This is a genomic window from Brachybacterium halotolerans subsp. kimchii (assembly GCF_020792675.1).
Lineage (GTDB): Bacteria > Actinomycetota > Actinomycetes > Actinomycetales > Dermabacteraceae > Brachybacterium > Brachybacterium halotolerans.
Window position 1 is genome coordinate 1,702,864 of the sequence record NZ_CP086254.1, and the last position, 13,022, is coordinate 1,715,885.

Genomic DNA, 13,022 nt, shown 5'->3' on the forward strand with positions numbered 1-13,022 from the left:
ACAGGGTGGCCCTCGCTGAGCCCCGGACGTCGCATCGCGTCGTCGCACCGGAGCTCTCCGCGCCGTGGCCGCCCGCCGATCCAGGAGGTCCGCCATGCGCGCCGTCACCCATCAGTCCTTCGGAGAGCCCACCGACGTCCTCGACGTCACCGAGGTCGCCGAGCCCTCGCCCGGTCCCGGCGAGGTGCTCGTGCGGATGGTGCTCAGCCCCATCCACAACCATGACCTGTGGACCGTGCGCGGCACCTACGGCGTGAAGCCGGAGCTGCCCGCGCGCGCCGGCACCGAGGCCGTCGGCGTCGTCGAGCAGCTCGGCGAGGGCGTCACCCAGCCGGTCACCGGCCAGCGCGTGGTCGCGACCTCGCAGCTCGGCGTCTGGGCGGAGCGCTTCACGGCGCCCGCCGCCTCGCTGATCCCGGTGCCGGAGAACCTGCCCGACGAGGTCGCCGCGCAGCTCGCGGCGATGCCCTTCAGCGCGATCTCGCTGCTGGAGCGCCTGGACCTCGAGCCCGGGCAGACCCTCGTGCAGAACGCCGCCAACGGCGCCGTCGGCCGCCTGGTCGCGCAGTTCGCCCGCGCCCGCGGCATCAACGTGGTGGGCCTCGTGCGCCGCTCCGCCGGGGTCGAGGAGCTCGCCGCCCAGGGCATCACGGGCGTCGTTGCGACCGACGACGACGGCTGGGAGGACCGCGCCCGCGCCCTCATCGGCGATTCCACCGCCCCCGTCGGGATCGACTCGGTGGGCGGGGAGGCCGCGGGCCAGGTGCTCTCACTGCTGGCCGACGGCGGACGCCTCGTGGTCTTCGGGGCGATGGCCGCCCCGGTCATGTCGATCCCCTCGGGCCCGGTGATCTTCCGCGACCTGCACATCGAGGGCTTCTGGGGCGCCCAGGTCTCCAAGGACATGCCGACCGATCAGCGCGCCGAGCTGTTCCGCGAGATCATCACCCGCCTGCTCGACGGCTCGGTGACCCTGCCGGTCGCCGCGACGTACTCGCTCGAGGACGTGCGCGAGGCGTCGGCCGCGAACTTCGACGCCGGTCGCGTCGGCAAGGTGCTGCTGCGCCCCTGATCGCGGGAGGCACGTCGGCCCCCTGCAGCCGACCGCACGCATGGAAGAGCCCGCCGGGAGGATCCTCCCGGCGGACTCTTCGATGATGCGGCGTCGGTCGGTCGTCGCCGCCGATCAGTCGTCGCTGATGATCAGTCGTCGGCGACGGTGACGTTCACGGGGATGTTCCCGCGGGTCGCGTTGGAGTACGGGCACACCTGGTGCGCGGCGTCGGCGAGGGACTGCGCGGCGTCGTGGTCGAGCTCGGGGATGACGACCTCGAGGTCGACGGCGAGGGCGAAGCCGCCCTCGTCGTTGCTGCCGATGCTCACGCGAGCGCCGACGCTCGAGCCCTCGATCGAGACCTTCTTCTGGCGGGCCACGGCCTGCAGCGCCGAGTGGTAGCAGGCGGCGTAGCCGGCGGCGAAGAGCTGCTCGGGGTTCGCGCCCTTCCCGGAGCCGCCCATGGCCGTCGGGACGGCCATGTCGAAGGCGAGGTCCGATCCGGAGACCTCGACGTGCCCGTCGCGGCCGGCGCCGGTGGCGAGCGCCTCGGTGGAGTAGAGGGGCTTCATGGTGGATTCCTTCCGTCGGGTGCTGCGGTGGGCCTGCGGGGTCGGGCCGACGAGCGCGGGGCTCAGCCGGCCGGCGCGAGCAGGGGTGTGCGGGCCGCTTCGAGGGAGCTGCGCGCGGCGCTCCGGTCGATGCGGCTCATGACCAGGGCCGCGATGAGCGCGGAGACGCTGGTCTCGGTGAGGCGCTCGCGCTCCGCGGCGGAGGCCTCGGGGAAGCGGGCCGCGACTCCGGCGCCGAAGGCGCGCACGAGCTCGGCCCGGTAGGAGGCGATGACGTCGCGCACGGCCTCCTCGCGACCGATGCCCGCGCAGGCGGAGTTCACGAGCAGACAGCCGTCGGGCAGGGATGACTGCTCCCCCTCCCCGTCATCCCCGATGCCCTCGCCCAGCAGTCGGGCGGCGGAGCCGAGGTAGTCGGCGAGCGCCTGCGGGCTGGGACGATCGACGAGGAGCGGGGCGAGGCCCGGGCGGACCACCTCGTCGAGGTAGTTCGCGATGGCCGCCTCGAAGAGCCCGCGCTTGGAGCCGAACGCGTGGTAGATGCTCGAGGCGTTCAGCCCCGTCGCCTGCTGGATCGCACTCATCGAGGCGCTCTCATAGCCCTCGCGCCAGAAGAGCGAGCGCGCGGCGCGCACGACCTCGACGGTCTCGAAGGTGGCGGTGCGTCCCATCGTCGTTCTCCCTTCCCGTTCGGCCTCGGCGGCAGCGGTCGACCGCGCCGTGCGGCATCCGCCCTTCCGGCGAAGCGAGCATCAGTCTATAGTGGAGCGAGCGTTACAGAAAAGTCCCCCTGGTCACTCCCCGCTCCCCGCTCCCCACCGGAGGTCCCCATGCTCGTCGTCGGTCTCGTCCTCGCCGTGCTCGCAGCGCTGCTGCACGTGTTCATCTTCTGGCTCGAGTCGCTGGCCTGGGGCAGCGATCGCGCCCAGGGCGTCTTCGGCGAGCAGACCGAGCAGGAGATCGCGGCGACGCGCCTGCTCGCGTTCAACCAGGGCTTCTACAACCTGTTCCTGGGGATCCTCGCGCTGCTCGGCGTGCTGCTGACCGCGCTGGGCGCTCACGCCGTCGGCCCCGCGCTCGCACTCGCGGGCACCGGATCCATGCTCGGCGCCGCGCTCGTGCTGGGCCTCGCCTCCCCCGCGCACCGCATCGCGGCCGTGCGGCAGGGGACGCTGCCGCTGCTCGCGGTCATCGTCCTGGTGCTCGCGCTCGCGATCTGAGGACGGGGCTGCCGGCCCGCGCTGCATAGCGCGGGCCGGCGCAGCACCTCAGAAGACCGGCCGACCCCCGGTCACGCCGAGCACCGTGCCCGAGACGTACGAGGCCTCGGCCGGGCTCGCGAGGAACACGTACGCCCCCGCGCACTCGGCGGGCTGGCCCGCGCGGCCCAGCGGCGTGTTGCCGCCGAAGGCCGTGTAGTCCTCGCTCGCGCGGGTGGCGACGTTGAGCGGGGTCCAGATCGGCCCCGGGGCCACGGCGTTCACGCGGATGCCCTTCCCGCCCAGGTCGGCGGCGAGATTCACGGTGAGGTTGTTGATCGCGGACTTCGTCGCGGCGTAGTCCATGAGCGGCACGGAGGGGTCGTAGGACTGGATCGACGTGGTGTTGATGATCGAGGAGCCCTCCCGCAGGTGCGGCACGGCCTCCTGGGTGATCCAGAACATCGACTCGAGGTTCGTGGCCAGCGTGCGGTGCAGACGCTCGGAGTCGATGCCCTCGATGCCGCGCGGCTGGGCCCGGCCCCACTGGAACGCGGCGTTGTTCACGAGCACGTCGAGCCGTCCGAGTTCCTCGACCGTGCGGGTGACCAGGGAACGGGCGTGGGCCTCCTCGCGGATGTCACCGGGCAGCAGCAGGGCCCGTCGGCCCGCGTCCTGGACCCAGCGGGCGGTCTCCTCCGCGTCCTCCTGCTCGGCGTCCATGTAGGAGAGGGCGACGTCGGCCCCTTCGCGCGCGAAGGCGATCGCGACCGCGCGGCCGATGCCGGAGTCTCCCCCGGTGATCAGCGCGACCAGCGCCTCGAGCCGGTCGTGGCCGACGTAGGACTGCTCGCCGTGGTCCGGCACGGGATCCATGGCATCGGTGAGCCCGGGAGGATCCTGGTCCTGGGCGGGGAACGAGGGCTCTCCGTCCTTCGTGCCGAGTTCGCGGGCGCGCGCGGCGACGGGGCTGCGCACGCTCCCCTCCGCGGCACCCTCCGCAGACGTCCCGGGGCTGCTGTTCGTGTCCGTCTCGGACATATCGGCTCCTTCCGTCGATAACCCTCCACCGTATGCCCGGCGGGTCGGCGCGTGAAAGGCCGACGGGCCGACGGGCCGACGGGCCGACGGGCCGACGGGACCAGCATCGCTGCGCTTCGCGGACATGAACCGTCCGCGGTCGCCGCTAGCCTTCCGGACATGTCACGGATCGTCCTTTTCCACCATGTCCTGGGTCTGACGCCGGGCGTCGAGGCCGTCGCGTCGGCGCTGCGCGAGGGCGGCCACGAGGTCACGACGCCCGACCTCTTCGAGGGCCGCACCTTCGAGGACCTCCCCGCAGGCCTCTCCTACGTCGGCGAGATCGGGGACGACGAGCTGCTGGACCGCGCGGAGCGCGCCTGCGCGCAGTTGCCGGCGGGGGTCGTGCTCGCCGCGCTCTCGCTCGGCGCCGTCCCCGCCCAGCATCTGCTGCAGACTCGCCCGGGCGCGTCCGCGTGCCTGCTGTTCCACTCCTTCGTCGACCCGTCGTTCCTGCGCGGCAGCTGGCCCGATGACGTGCCGGTGGACGTGTTCGCGATGGACCACGACCCGTTCTTCGTGGGCGACGGCGATCTCGAGGCCGCCGAGGCCTGGCAGCGCGAGCATCAGAACCTGCGGATCCACCTCTACCCCGGCGACGGGCACCTCTTCACCGAGCCGGCGACCTCCGACTTCAACGCCGAGACCACCCGCGCGGTGACCGCGGATGCGCTCGCGGCGCTCGAGCGGATCGCCTCCGCGGACGCGGAGCGGTGAGCACGCCGAGCGTCGACCGCACGCGCGAGACCTGGCCGCCGCCGGGCTGCACGATCGTCCCGCTCGGCCCATCGACCTGGGACCCGTTCGCCGAGCTCGTCGAGCGCAGTCGCGGGATCTTCGGCGGCTGCTGGTGCATCGGCTACCACCCGGAGTGCGGGCAGCGCATCGACCACCGCGCCACCAAGCGCGAGCGCGTGATGACCGACGCCGCCCACGCCGCCCTGGTGCTGGATGCCGACGGCCTCTGCCAGGCGTGGGCGCAGTACGGATCGCCCGAGGAGCTCGACGGCATCAAGCACAAGCGGGCCTACGACAAAGAGCCGCCACCCCTCCCAGACTGGCGTCTGGCCTGCGTCTACGTCGACCCGAAGCATCGCGGGCAGGGGCTCGCGCGGTTCGCGGTCGAGGGCGCACTCGATCTCGTGGCGTCCGCGGGTGGCGGCTCCGTCGAGGCGATCAGCGAGACGACCGTCGGCCGCTCCGCGCAGGGCCGCTTCCTGTTCACCGCGACCGCGGAGCTCCTCGAAGACCTCGGCTTCGCGAGGGCCCGCCAGGTCGGCAAGCACGCCTGGATCCTGACGTGCACCGTCACTCCGGCGCCGTCACCCGCAGGCCAGAACTAGCGCCGGATCGAGGCCAGGTGGTCGGCGATGCGGTCGACCGCGTCGGCGAGCAGACCCACGTCCGGCAGTGTCACCAGGCGGAAGTGGTCCGAGGTCGGATAGTTGAAGCCCGTGCCCTGCGTGACCAGCAGCTTCTTGGAGCGCAGCAGGTCCATGGCGAACTGCTCGTCGCTGTCGATGCGATACATCTCGGTGTCGATGCGCGGGAACATGTAGAGCGCGCCCTGCGCCTTGACCACCGAGACGCCGGGGATCTCGCTGAGCCCCTCGTAGGCCACATCGCGCTGGTCGCGCAGACGCCCGCCGGGCAGCAGCAGCTCGTCGATCGACTGGTAGCCGCCGAGCGCGGTCGCGACCACGTGCTGGGCGGGGACGTTCGGGCACAGCCGCATGTTCGAGAGCACGTCGAGGCCCTCGATGAAGTTCTCGGCGTCGTCCTTCGGGCCGTACAGCGCCATCCATCCGGCGCGGAACCCGGCCACCCGGTACGCCTTCGAGAGGCCGTTGAAGGTGATGGTGAGCAGGTCGGGCGCGAGCGCGGCGACGTGGGTGTGGACGGCGTCGTCGTAGAGGATCTTGTCGTAGATCTCGTCGGCCAGGATCAGCAGGCCGTGCTTGCGCGCGACCTCGACGATCTCCTTCAGCACGTGCTCGGGGTAGACGGAGCCCGTGGGGTTGTTGGGGTTGATGACGACGATCGCCTTGGTGCGCTCGGTGACCTTGTCTGCGAGGTCGCTGACGTCGGGCCACCAGTTCTGGTCCTCGTCGCAGCGGTAGTGCACGGCCTTCCCGCCCGCGAGCGAGACCGACGCGGTCCACAGCGGGTAGTCGGGGCTGGGCACGAGCACCTCGTCGCCGTCGTCCACGAGCGCCTGGCAGGTCATCTGGATCAGTTCGCTGACCCCGTTGCCCAGGTAGATGTCGTCAAGCTCCATCCCGGGCATGCCCTTGGTCTGGTAGTACTGCGCGACCGCCCGACGTGCGGAGACGATGCCCTTGGAGTCCGAGTAGCCCTGCGCGGTGGGCAGGGTGCGGATCATGTCGACGAGGATCTCGTCGGGCGCCTCGAAGCCGAACGGGGCCGGGTTGCCGATGTTCAGCTTGATGATCTTGTGGCCCTCTGCCTCCATGCGCGCTGCCTCTGCGGGGATCGGCCCGCGGATCTCGTAGCAGACGTCGCGCAGCTTGGAGGACTGGGTGAGGATCATCGTTCAGCTCCTAGGGCCCGGGGCCCGGTTCGCGGCCGACGGCGCGGCCGCAGCCCCGCGGGCGCGAGGCTGCGGCCAGGGTATCCCCGGCGACCGGGGCCGAAGCACCTGCGTCTCGCGACGCGCGACGCGCGCGCCTCTCCCCTCCCGCCCACTCCGCCCGCGCCGCCCACGCCTCTCCCCTCTCGCTCGCGCCGCCCGCGTGGCTCACGCCGCCCAGATGACCCGCGAGTGGTACGAAATCGTTGCCATGGCGCGCTATGACAACGATTTCGTACCACTCACGGTCCACTCGCGGCCGGGGCGCGGCTGCGCGTGCGGACGCGGCTCGTGGACGCGGCTCGTGGTCGCCTCTTGACGCGGGCGCTCCCGCCATTTAGTTTCGTCGCGTAAGTAATCGGGCGTCGAGGTCGACTCCCCGGAACCGTCGATGCCGTCGCGCTGCGTTCGCGCGTCGGCCCGAACCACCGGCCGCACGAGGGCCGCCGCACGAAGGTCCGAGCAGCCTCCTCGGGCGTCTCACCTCCGGGCGGCTCGCCCCGGGCAGCCCACCCCGGGCGGGTCACCGAGAGCAGCCCACACCCGCACGGCAGCTCCCGGACCGCTCCCGGACCGCACTTGCGACCCCGGGCGGGATCACGGATCCGGACGTCGGCCGAGGACCCTGCCCGGTCGCAGCCCACGAGAGGACGATGATGTCTGCCGCATCCACCACCGGGCCCCCGCCCGCACGACGCAAGCACCGGGACGACACCCGCCTGGCGCTCCTGTTCATCCTGCCGGCGAGCATCGGCCTGCTGGTGTTCCTGGTCTGGCCGCTGCTGACGGGCCTGTACTACTCGCTGACCGAGTACTCGATCCTCACGCCCCCGAAGTGGGTGGGCCTCGAGAACTACACGAACATGCTCAGCGACCCGGTGTTCTGGAAGTCACTGCGGGTCACCGTGCTGTACGTCGTCATCAACATCGGCGTGCAGACGGTCCTCGCCCTCCTCATCGCCGTCCTCATGCAGCGCCTCACGCAGAACACGTGGCTGCGCTCCCTCGTGCTCACCCCGTACCTGGTCTCCAACGTGGTGGCCGCGATCGTGTTCCTGTGGCTGCTGGACTCGCAGCTGGGCATCGTGAACCTGATCCTGCAGGGCATCGGCTTCGACCCGGTCTCCTTCTGGGCCAACGAGAAATGGGTGATCCCCACGATCGCGCTGGTCAACGTGTGGCGGCACATGGGGTACACGGCCCTGCTGCTCTTCGCCGGCCTGCAGTCGATCCCCGAGCAGCTCTACGAGGCGGCGCGCACCGAGGGCGCCGGCGAGTGGCAGCTGTTCCGCCGGATCACCCTGCCGCTGCTGCGGCCGATCCTCGCGCTCGTGCTGATCATGTCGATCATCGGCAGCTTCCAGGTCTTCGACACGGTGTCGGTGACCACGCAGGGCGGACCGTCGGACGCCTCGAAGGTGCTGCAGATGTACATCTACGAGAACGCGTTCGGGCAGTACCAGTTCGGGTACGCCTCGGCGCTCTCGGTGGCGCTGCTGGTGATCCTCATGGTCATCACCTTCGCCCAGTACTTCCTGACCCGCGCCGGCCAGTCGGACCTGGACTGAGAGGACGCCCAGATGAGCACCGCCACTCCCGCCGTCGGCCCGTCGGCCGCCGGCCCCACCGGCACCCCCGGACCCAGCGGACCCACCGGCCTGACCGGCCGCGCGGACCCCGACGCCCCCACGGGCCCGTCGGCCTCCCCCGCCTCCGGCGCAGCCCGCGCGCGCCGCCGTCCCCTGTCGCCCGGGCGGATCGTCGCCTGGATCGTCATGATCGTGATCCTGCTGGTGACGCTGTTCCCGTTCTACTGGATGCTGCGCACGGCGCTGTCCTCGAACACGGCGCTCGCGACCGATCCGACCAGCCTGCTGCCGGTGGACTTCTCGCTCGGCGGCTTCGAGCGCGTGTTCGGGCTGCAGGACGTGGAGACCGCGGTCTCCCAGGGCGGCTCGGGCGCGTCGATCAACTTCTGGCGCTACCTGCTGAACTCGGTGATCGTCGCGACCGTGATCACCGTGGTGCAGACCTTCAGCTGCGCGATGGCCGCCTACGCCTTCTCGCGTCTGCGCTGGAGGGGCCGCGAGATCGTGTTCCTCATCTTCCTGGGCGCGATGATGATCCCGCAGATCTTCACGCTGCTGCCCAACTTCATCCTCATCAAGAACCTGCACCTGGTGGACACGCTGCTGGGCATCATGCTGCCCACCCTGTTCATCTCGCCGTTCGCGATCTTCTTCCTGCGCCAGTTCTTCAACAACATCTCGCGCGAGGTCGAGGAGGCCGCACTCATCGACGGCGCGTCCAAGCCGCGCGTGTTCTTCACGCTGATCCTGCCGATCAGCTCCGCACCGCTCGCGACGCTCGCGCTGCTGACCTACATGACCGCGTGGAACGAGTACTTCTGGTCGCTGATGGTCTCCTACACGGACTCCTCCCGCGTGCTCACCGTCGCGCTCGGCGTCTTCCGCGCGCAGTCGCCCCAGACGGGCACGGACTGGGCGGGCCTGATGGCCGCGACACTGGTCGCGGCGGCGCCCATGCTGATCCTCTTCGTGCTGTTCGCGAAGCGGATCGTGAACTCCATCGGCTTCAGCGGGATCAAGTGAGGGACGCACCCATGACACGCACGACTCCCCGTTCCCCCGTCCGCGCGCTCAGCCGTCGGACCCTGCTCGGCGGCACCGCCGCGCTCGGCGCCGCGGCCGCGACCGGCACCCTCGCCGGCTGCTCGGGCAGCGCCTCCGCGAGCGGCACGACGCGCCTGGACTACTGGCTGTGGGACGCCAACCAGCTGCCCGGCTACTCCCGCGCGATCGACCTCTTCATGGAGCGCAATCCCGACCTCGACGTGCGCATCACCCAGATGGGCTGGGACGACTACTGGACCAAGCTCACAGCGAGCTTCGTCGCCGGTGCCGGGCCCGACGTCTTCACCGACCATCTGGGCCGGTATCCGGAGTTCCTCTCGCTCGACGTGATCGTGCCGCTTGACGACTTCGCCCCGATCGCCGAGATCCCCGACGACCAGTACCAGCCGGGCCTGCAGGAGTTGTGGACCGGGCAGGACGGCAAGCGCTACGGCCTGCCCAAGGACTACGACACGATCGCGCTGATGTACGACGCGAAGACTCTGAAGGAGGCGGGTCTCTCCGCCGACGACCTCGAGGGCCTGGACTGGAACCCGCAGGACGGCGGGAGCTTCGAGAAGATGCTCATGCGCCTCGCGAAGGACACCGAGGGGAAGCGCGGCGACGAGGAGGGCTTCGACCCCAAGAGTGTCGCCCGGTACGCCCTCGCGGCCGACCCCTCCACCGACTACACGGGCCAGACCACCTGGTCGCCCTTCGCCTTCTCCACCGGATGGACCTTCACCGACGAGAAGACCTGGGGCACCCGCTTCAACTACGACGACCCCGACTTCCAGGCGACCATGGACTGGTACTTCGGCCTCGTGGACAAGGGCCTGCTGGCGCCGTTCGGCCTGTTCGGCGACTCCAGCCCCGCCGAGACCCAGATCCAGGGCGGCAAGGCGGCCGTCGCCCTCGCCGGCTCCTGGATGATCGGCACCTACGCGGGCCTCGAGGGCGTGGACCTGGGCATCGCTCCCCTGCCGTCCGGGCCTATCGGGCATCCGATGTCGATGTTCAACGGCCTGGGCGACTCGATCTCCTCGCAGTCGGAGCACAAGGAGGAGGCCGCGCGGCTGGTCGCCTTCCTGGGCTCCGACGACGCCCAGGAGATCATCGGCTCGCGGGCCATCGTCTTCCCCGCCTCCGACGCCGGCACCGCCGCCGCCGTGAAGGCCTACGAGGACAAGGGCCTGGACGTCTCCCCGTACACCGACCGCGTAAAGAAGGGTGAGACCGGGCTCTATCCCCTGGTCGAGCACGCCGCCCGGATCATGTCGATCATGCAGCCGGCCTTCGACGACCTCTGGATGCGCAAGACCGAGGCCGACTCCTTCACCGCCTACAAGGACAAGGTCAACGCCCTGTTCGAGTGAAGGGCTGGGCAAAGCGGGGCCGGGAGCGGGGCGCTCGGGCGCGGCCTCGGTCGCATCCGCGGCGCCGCCGCGGTGAGAAGTACGAAATCGTTGCCATGAGCGCTCATGGCAACGATTTCGTACTTCTCACGCTCCCGAACCCGCTCCGGATCCCGAGCCCGCGCCCGATCACGCGCCCCGTCGCGCCGCCCATCACGCTGGGTCCGACGGAGGTGTGCCGCGCCGGCCGTCAGGCGTTGTCGCGGCCGCCGATGAAGCGGCGCAGGGCGATCACGGCGGCGCCGCGAGTCCAGTCGTCGAAGTCGGCGGGGAGGAAGCGCACGAGCACGTCGCGCTGGACGCGGGCGAGGTGGGCGCGCAGGGCGACGTCGAACTCGTCGCCCACGCGCAGGAGGTCCACGGCCTCGCCGCCCAGGATCAGGGCGTCCGGGTCGAGTACTCCGACGAGCCCCGCGCCTGCGACCGCGACAGCGTGGGCGACGTCGGCCGCGACCTCGAGGGCGGCCGGATCGCCCGCGCGGGCCGCATGCACGAGGGCCTCGAGACCGTGCGCCTCCGATGCTCCGCCGGCCCCGCCGGCCCCGCCGGCACCGCCACCACCGCCAGCCCCGCCAGCCCCGCCGGCACCGCCGGCGCCGACGCCGGCGCCGACCCCGCCGTCCGCCTCCGACACCCCGGGGACGCCGCGCTCCCTCGCCGCGTCGAGGATGTGTGCGGTGCTCGCGACCTGGCGCAGCAGCACGCCGCGGCCGTCGCGGGTGATGGTGGGCAGCGTGCCGGTGAGCCCGGCGAGGTGGGTGCGACCGCGGTGCACCTCGGCGTCCTCGACGCTGCCCACGCCCACGCCCGCGCCGATGGTGATGACGGCGAAGGAGCGGTGGCGTCGGCCGATGCCGAACCAGGCGTGCCCCTCGAGCAGGGCATGGAAGTCGTTGCTGACCGTCACCGGCAGGCTCAGGCGCCCTTCGAGCTCGGCGCGCAGGTGGACCGGCTCGCTCCAGCCGAGCATGGCGGACGAGGCGACGGCGCCGTCGTCGTCGACCTGCGCGCCGATGCCCACGCCGATCCCGGCCACCCGCGGGTGGGCGGCGAGCAGCGGCTCGCACAGCTCGAGAGCGGTCGCGATGATCGTGGCCGGCTCGACGTCCTCGAGATCCCGACTGACCTCCTCGAGCGCCGTGCCGCGCACGGTGACGACGGCGGCGTAGACGCTCTGGGCGGTGATCTTCACGCCGATGAAGACCGCGTGGTCCTCGTCGACGTCGAGGGGCTGCTGCGGTCGCCCCTTGGTCTGCATCTGCGGCGGCAGCTCGCGCAGCAGGCCGCTCTCCAGCAGCTCGCGGGTGACGCGGGTGAGGGTCGGCCCCGAGAGCCCGAGCAGCCGCGCGAGGTCGATGCGGGCGTGCGGGCCGTAGCGGACGAGGTGCTCGTAGACCTCACCGGCGGTCGCGGAGCAGGGGGCGCTCGGCGGCACGCGATCCGCGGACGTGCGTGCCGCGCCCGGTGCGTCCGCCGCGCCGGGCGTCGACTCTCCCCCGCTGTCCATGTCCACAGGGTACGGAACGCGCTGCGCTCCTCCGACCACCTCCGTCAGGTCGCCGCGATCCTGCGGTCCGCCCACTCCGTCACCCGCCGGGCCAGCGCGACGTCGTTCGCCGCGTCCGAGCGGCGCAGCAGCGTCGGCCGCCCGCGGTTGCCCATCGGCCCGTCGGGGCCGACGTAGGAGCCGGGCGGGAGGGGCTGGGTGGCGGCGAACAGGACGGACTCGGCGCCGCGGGCGGCGGGCATCGCGATCGGCCGGGTGACCTCGGTGACCAGGGCGTCCAGCGCAGCGGAGCCGGTCGCGTTCTGGATGTTCGTCAGCACCCACCCGGGATGCGCGATCTGCAGGTCCGTCCCCGTTCCGCGCAGGGACTCGGCGAGGTCGAGCGCCCACAGCATCGCCGTCAGCTTCGAGCGCCCGTAGGAGGCGGAGATGCTCCAGCGGCCGCGCGCGAAGTCCATGTCCGTCAGGTCGATGCGTCCGGCCTTGTGGGCGTGGGAGCCGACGAGCACGATCCTCTCGCGCACCAGCGGCCGCAGCAGCGTGGTGAGGAGCCGGGGAGCGAGGGCGTTGACGGCGAGCGCGCGCTCGATCCCGTCGGCCGTCTCCTCGCGCCGGCGGGTGACCGTGCCGGCGCCGTGCACGAGCACGTCGATGCCCCGGTCGCCGACGGCCTCTGCGATCGCGGAGGCGCCCTCGCGCACCGATGCCATCGACGCGAGGTCGAGGCTGACGAGGCGGACGGCGTCCTCCCGGCCCGTCTCCCGCGCGATGCGCCCGCGCACCACCTCGCCCTTGGCCGTCGTCCGCACCGGCAGCACCAGATCTGCGCCCCAGCGGGCGAGCTGCAGCGCCGCCTCCCTGCACAGCCCGTCGCTGCCGCCCGTGAGCACGATCAGCCGGCCGCTCAGGTCCGGCGCGTGCAGGTGCTCCCATCCCATGACTGTTCGCATCCGCCCACGGTAGGCGCACGGC

13 protein-coding genes are annotated in these 13,022 nt (G+C 71.7%); 7 read left to right on the forward strand and 6 right to left on the reverse strand.

Annotation, left to right across the window (positions count from 1 at the left end; all coding sequences use genetic code 11):
* Positions 1–94 precede the first annotated feature (94 nt).
* The gene (locus Bra3105_RS07835; protein ID WP_228359323.1) at positions 95–1,072 is read left to right on the forward strand and encodes a zinc-binding dehydrogenase; all 978 of its coding nucleotides are present in this window, start codon (positions 95–97) and stop codon (positions 1,070–1,072) included.
* Between the two features lie 131 nt (positions 1,073–1,203).
* Here the strand turns inward: Bra3105_RS07835 and Bra3105_RS07840 are convergent, their stop codons facing one another.
* Both Bra3105_RS07840 and Bra3105_RS07845 read right to left on the reverse strand, forming a co-directional pair.
* Positions 1,204–1,626 (reverse strand): organic hydroperoxide resistance protein, encoded by a 423-nt coding sequence (locus Bra3105_RS07840; RefSeq protein ID WP_228359324.1) that lies wholly within the window; start codon positions 1,624–1,626, stop codon positions 1,204–1,206.
* Between the two features lie 62 nt (positions 1,627–1,688).
* The gene (locus Bra3105_RS07845; protein WP_228359325.1) at positions 1,689–2,297 is read right to left on the reverse strand and encodes a TetR/AcrR family transcriptional regulator; all 609 of its coding nucleotides are present in this window, start codon (positions 2,295–2,297) and stop codon (positions 1,689–1,691) included.
* Between the two features lie 159 nt (positions 2,298–2,456).
* Between Bra3105_RS07845 and Bra3105_RS07850 the strand changes: the two genes are divergently transcribed.
* Positions 2,457–2,846, forward strand: coding sequence for a DUF1304 domain-containing protein (locus Bra3105_RS07850; protein WP_228359326.1), 390 nt, complete (start codon positions 2,457–2,459; stop codon positions 2,844–2,846).
* 48 nt (positions 2,847–2,894) lie between these two features.
* On the opposite strand, the gene Bra3105_RS07855 is transcribed toward Bra3105_RS07850, so the two are convergent.
* Positions 2,895–3,866 (reverse strand): SDR family oxidoreductase, encoded by a 972-nt coding sequence (locus tag Bra3105_RS07855; RefSeq protein ID WP_228359327.1) that lies wholly within the window; start codon positions 3,864–3,866, stop codon positions 2,895–2,897.
* Positions 3,867–4,025: 159 nt separating this feature from the next.
* On the opposite strand from Bra3105_RS07855, the gene Bra3105_RS07860 reads away from it, so the two are divergent.
* Together Bra3105_RS07860 and Bra3105_RS07865 are read left to right on the forward strand one after the other, a co-directional pair.
* Positions 4,026–4,622 (forward strand): dienelactone hydrolase family protein, encoded by a 597-nt coding sequence (locus Bra3105_RS07860; protein ID WP_228359328.1) that lies wholly within the window; start codon positions 4,026–4,028, stop codon positions 4,620–4,622.
* Entirely contained in the window at positions 4,619–5,248 is a 630-nt protein-coding gene (locus tag Bra3105_RS07865; RefSeq protein WP_228359329.1) for a GNAT family N-acetyltransferase, read from the forward strand. The genes Bra3105_RS07860 and Bra3105_RS07865 overlap by 4 nt, the downstream gene beginning before the upstream one ends.
* On the opposite strand, the gene Bra3105_RS07870 is transcribed toward Bra3105_RS07865, so the two are convergent.
* Complete coding sequence (locus Bra3105_RS07870; protein ID WP_228359330.1) at positions 5,245–6,456, reverse strand: pyridoxal phosphate-dependent aminotransferase; 1,212 nt, start codon at positions 6,454–6,456, stop codon at positions 5,245–5,247. The genes Bra3105_RS07865 and Bra3105_RS07870 overlap by 4 nt on opposite strands.
* 692 nt (positions 6,457–7,148) lie before the next feature.
* Between Bra3105_RS07870 and Bra3105_RS07875 the strand changes: the two genes are divergently transcribed.
* From Bra3105_RS07875 to Bra3105_RS07885, 3 genes are read left to right on the forward strand one after another with little or no spacing between them, the layout of a single operon-like run.
* Positions 7,149–8,063, forward strand: a complete 915-nt coding sequence (locus Bra3105_RS07875; protein ID WP_228359331.1) for a carbohydrate ABC transporter permease — start codon at positions 7,149–7,151, stop codon at positions 8,061–8,063.
* Between the two features lie 12 nt (positions 8,064–8,075).
* Entirely contained in the window at positions 8,076–9,107 is a 1,032-nt protein-coding gene (locus Bra3105_RS07880) for an ABC transporter permease subunit (RefSeq protein ID WP_228359332.1), read from the forward strand.
* Between the two features lie 11 nt (positions 9,108–9,118).
* Positions 9,119–10,504: an ABC transporter substrate-binding protein gene (locus tag Bra3105_RS07885; protein WP_228359333.1), complete on the forward strand. Its 1,386-nt coding sequence runs from the start codon at positions 9,119–9,121 to the stop codon at positions 10,502–10,504.
* 229 nt (positions 10,505–10,733) lie between these two features.
* On the opposite strand, the gene Bra3105_RS07890 is transcribed toward Bra3105_RS07885, so the two are convergent.
* Both Bra3105_RS07890 and Bra3105_RS07895 read right to left on the reverse strand, forming a co-directional pair.
* Positions 10,734–12,050 carry an ROK family protein gene (locus tag Bra3105_RS07890; protein ID WP_228359334.1) on the reverse strand — a complete coding sequence of 439 codons (1,317 nt, stop codon included), beginning with the start codon at positions 12,048–12,050 and terminating at the stop codon, positions 10,734–10,736.
* Between the two features lie 44 nt (positions 12,051–12,094).
* Positions 12,095–13,000: an SDR family NAD(P)-dependent oxidoreductase gene (locus Bra3105_RS07895; protein ID WP_228359335.1), complete on the reverse strand. Its 906-nt coding sequence runs from the start codon at positions 12,998–13,000 to the stop codon at positions 12,095–12,097.
* Between the last annotated feature and the right edge of the window lie 22 nt (positions 13,001–13,022).

What these genes read in the sequence shown, in the direction of transcription:
- Bra3105_RS07860 (WP_228359328.1), top strand. Translation starts at nt 4,026, where the DNA reads ATGTCACGGATCGTCCTTTTCCACCATGTCCTGGGTCTGACGCCGGGC.
- Bra3105_RS07845 (WP_228359325.1), bottom strand. Translation starts at nt 2,297, where the DNA reads ATGGGACGCACCGCCACCTTCGAGACCGTCGAGGTCGTGCGCGCCGCG.
- Bra3105_RS07840 (WP_228359324.1), bottom strand. Translation starts at nt 1,626, where the DNA reads ATGAAGCCCCTCTACTCCACCGAGGCGCTCGCCACCGGCGCCGGCCGC.
- Bra3105_RS07890 (WP_228359334.1), bottom strand. Translation starts at nt 12,050, where the DNA reads ATGGACAGCGGGGGAGAGTCGACGCCCGGCGCGGCGGACGCACCGGGC.
- Bra3105_RS07875 (WP_228359331.1), top strand. Translation starts at nt 7,149, where the DNA reads ATGATGTCTGCCGCATCCACCACCGGGCCCCCGCCCGCACGACGCAAG.
- Bra3105_RS07880 (WP_228359332.1), top strand. Translation starts at nt 8,076, where the DNA reads ATGAGCACCGCCACTCCCGCCGTCGGCCCGTCGGCCGCCGGCCCCACC.
- Bra3105_RS07895 (WP_228359335.1), bottom strand. Translation starts at nt 13,000, where the DNA reads ATGCGAACAGTCATGGGATGGGAGCACCTGCACGCGCCGGACCTGAGC.
- Bra3105_RS07885 (WP_228359333.1), top strand. Translation starts at nt 9,119, where the DNA reads ATGACACGCACGACTCCCCGTTCCCCCGTCCGCGCGCTCAGCCGTCGG.
- Bra3105_RS07855 (WP_228359327.1), bottom strand. Translation starts at nt 3,866, where the DNA reads ATGTCCGAGACGGACACGAACAGCAGCCCCGGGACGTCTGCGGAGGGT.
- Bra3105_RS07850 (WP_228359326.1), top strand. Translation starts at nt 2,457, where the DNA reads ATGCTCGTCGTCGGTCTCGTCCTCGCCGTGCTCGCAGCGCTGCTGCAC.
- Bra3105_RS07870 (WP_228359330.1), bottom strand. Translation starts at nt 6,456, where the DNA reads ATGATCCTCACCCAGTCCTCCAAGCTGCGCGACGTCTGCTACGAGATC.
- Bra3105_RS07835 (WP_228359323.1), top strand. Translation starts at nt 95, where the DNA reads ATGCGCGCCGTCACCCATCAGTCCTTCGGAGAGCCCACCGACGTCCTC.